The organism is Castellaniella daejeonensis, assembly GCF_039523555.1.
GTDB classification, from domain to species: Bacteria; Pseudomonadota; Gammaproteobacteria; order Burkholderiales; family Burkholderiaceae_B; genus Castellaniella; species Castellaniella daejeonensis.
This window is the reverse complement of the sequence record NZ_BAAAFN010000020.1, coordinates 74615-77169: the sequence shown is the minus strand read 5'-3', so window position 1 is coordinate 77169 and position 2555 is coordinate 74615. Positions and strand designations below refer to the sequence as shown.

The 2555-nt window shown below is 63.6% G+C and carries 4 protein-coding genes; all 4 read left to right on the top strand.

What is annotated here, in order from left to right; translation table 11 throughout:
* Window positions 1-60 precede the first annotated feature (60 nt).
* Window positions 61-237, top strand: coding sequence for a hypothetical protein (locus ABD022_RS14750; protein WP_343822176.1), 177 nt, complete (start codon window positions 61-63; stop codon window positions 235-237).
* Window positions 227-1273, top strand: coding sequence for a baseplate J/gp47 family protein (locus tag ABD022_RS14745; RefSeq protein ID WP_343822174.1), 1047 nt, complete (start codon window positions 227-229; stop codon window positions 1271-1273). The genes ABD022_RS14750 and ABD022_RS14745 overlap by 11 nt, the downstream gene beginning before the upstream one ends.
* On the top strand, window positions 1264-1860 hold the full coding sequence (locus ABD022_RS14740; RefSeq protein ID WP_343822172.1) for a YmfQ family protein: 597 nt from the start codon (window positions 1264-1266) through the stop codon (window positions 1858-1860). The genes ABD022_RS14745 and ABD022_RS14740 overlap by 10 nt, the downstream gene beginning before the upstream one ends.
* Window positions 1861-1867: 7 nt before the next feature.
* A partial coding sequence (locus tag ABD022_RS14735) for a hypothetical protein (protein WP_343822170.1) occupies window positions 1868-2555 on the top strand: 688 nt, incomplete at its 3' end.

Below are 2555 nucleotides of genomic sequence, written 5' to 3'. Positions count from 1 at the left end.
CTTGTTGTTCTTGCTCATGGCTCCATTCTCTCAAGAATCGAAGCCTCCTGAAAACCCGGTGTGATTCAGCGTGAGGCTCTGGCGTGGCTGACTGAGGACGGGATTGCGCAGGCCGTGGATGTGCGCTTGGCGCGCGCCTCGGTCACTCGCCTGGATCTCACCGTGATCCTCACGATCGATGGTGAGCAGCGCGAGCTGCAGTTCGACGATGTGTTGGGAGTAATCAATGCCGTTTGAAATTCCGACCCTGCCGGCGCTGGTGCAGCGCGCGGCCGAGGATCTCGCGCGCGCTGGCGTGGACGGTGTTCTGCGCCGCTCGGACAGTGCCGTGCTGGCTCGTGTCCATAGCGGTGGTGTGTTTGGCCTGTACGGCAAACTCGCCTGGATGGCGCGCCAAATCCTACCGGATACCTGCGAAGAGGACATGTTGGCGCGCTGGGCGCAGCTAAAGGACGTTGGACGCACGGCCGCCACCCGAGCGACGGGGGCGGTGTCCGTGACCGGTACGACAGGCATCCTGGTGCGAGCTGGCTTCGTTTGGCAGGCGGCCTCCGGGGTGCGGTTGGTGGCAACGGCTGACACTGTGTTGATAGCCGGCGCTGCCGACGTGCCTGTGCAAGCGGAGACGCCCGGCCAGGCTGGCAACGTCCTGGCTGGATCTGCTGTGTCAGCCATCTCTCCCCTGGGTGGACTTGTCGACCAGGGGGTGGTCGCTGCGGGCGGCATCGTGGGCGGTACAGACCAGGAGCCGCTGGAGCGCTGGCGGCGCCGTGTTGTTCGGGCGTTTCGCGTTCAGCCGCACGGCGGCGATGCGGCGGACTATGAGACCTGGGCGCTCGAAGTTCCAGGCATTACCCGCGCCTGGTGCCGTCCTCGTTGGATGGGGCCTGGCACTGTGGGGTTGTTCGTGGTCCGTGACGACGATGCCAGCATCATTCCTGACGAGGCGGAGCTGGCTGCCGTGCGCGATTACATCGAGGCGAAGATGCCGGTCACGGCCGACTTGTATGTGTTGGCGCCTACATTGCTGAGTGTGCCAGTCCAGATTCGCATGGACCCAGATACCGAAACGCTGCGTGGATTGGTCACGGTCGCGCTGCAGGATCTGTTCTATTCCGAGGCTGATCTGGGTGGGCGACTGTATCGCACGCACATGTCCGCGACGATCAGCAACGTCCCGGGCGAGACGGACCATACGCTGGCGCTGCCGGCGGCCGATGTCGTGCCCGCCGCCAATGAGCTGCCGGTGCTGGGAGCGATCACATGGCTGTGAGATCCGAGGCCGACTATCGGGCGCAGCTGCGCCAGCTGCTGCCGCCGGGCCCTGCCTGGGATCCAGACGTGTATCCGGTGCCCGCCATGGTGGTCGATGCCGCAGCGGCGGAGCTTGCTCGAGTCGATGCGCGTGCCGAAGCTTTGCTGTCAGAAATGTTTCCAGGCGCTGTGCGAGAGCTGCTCGCGGACTGGGAGCGCGTCATGGGGTTGCCCGATGCCTGCCTGGGCCAGGGCGCCTCGCCCGCCGAACGGTTGACCGAAATCGTACGGCGTTTCTCCGAGGTGGGTCGTCAAGATGCGCGGTACTTCGAGGATCTAGCGCATCGGTTGGGCTATCCGGATGCCTGGGTTGAGGCGTGGCGTGCTCCGCGATTTGGCCGGATGCGATTTGGGCGAGTGCGTTTCGGGGGCTGGGCCAGCCAGTTTGTGTGGGTCATGCATATGGGTACGCGATTGCCCGGCGGTGTCCGGTTCGGGCTTACGAGGTTCGGGGCCAGGTTTGGTGCGAACCCGAATGACATTGTGGAGTGTGTGATTCGCCGGTACGCACCGGCACACACCGTGGTCTTTTTCGATTACAGCTGAGGAAACTATGGATTATCCGAAAAGCGTGCCAGGCGTGGGTCTGGTCGGTGGGCGTTTTGTCGATGACGATCCGGTCACTGGCCAGGTCGGGTCGTTGATTGCATCGGCCTGGGCTAACGGGTTGATGGATGAGCTGCTGGCCATTCTTGATCATGCGAGCATCACGCCTGATGAGAATGTGCTCAATCAGCTTCAGCAGGCAATCTGGACGCCGGCCAGTGAGGCGTTTGCGGGAGTCGCAGCCCTGGCCACTGTTGCTGAGGCCTTGGCTGGCCTTGACGGTCAGAAGATCATCACCTCGGCGACCTTGGCGGCTGTGATCGATGCTTTGCCGGCGGGTGTCCCCGGCGCCACCTTCGCCGAGCTCGACGCCGCGACATCTGACCAAGGCCCGGCGATCTGCACGGATATGGGTGGCTACCTGTACAAGTGGGTCGAAACGGCGTATTTCTCGGGCTACCGGAATGTCCGTATTGGCGAGTTGCCGGATAGCTTCGCCACGATCAACAACGCGTGGTGGATGGCTGCGACCGGCGGCGTGTGGAATGAGGCAGACCCGAAGCAGCGGCGGCTTATCGCGTGGTTTCGAGAGCAGGGTCAGGTTATGGCTGCAATCGACTGGGCGCCGCGCTGGGGACGCATTGCGGACCTGGGCGGGGGCGACTGGAAGGCTGCGGATCTGCAGAATGTTTTCA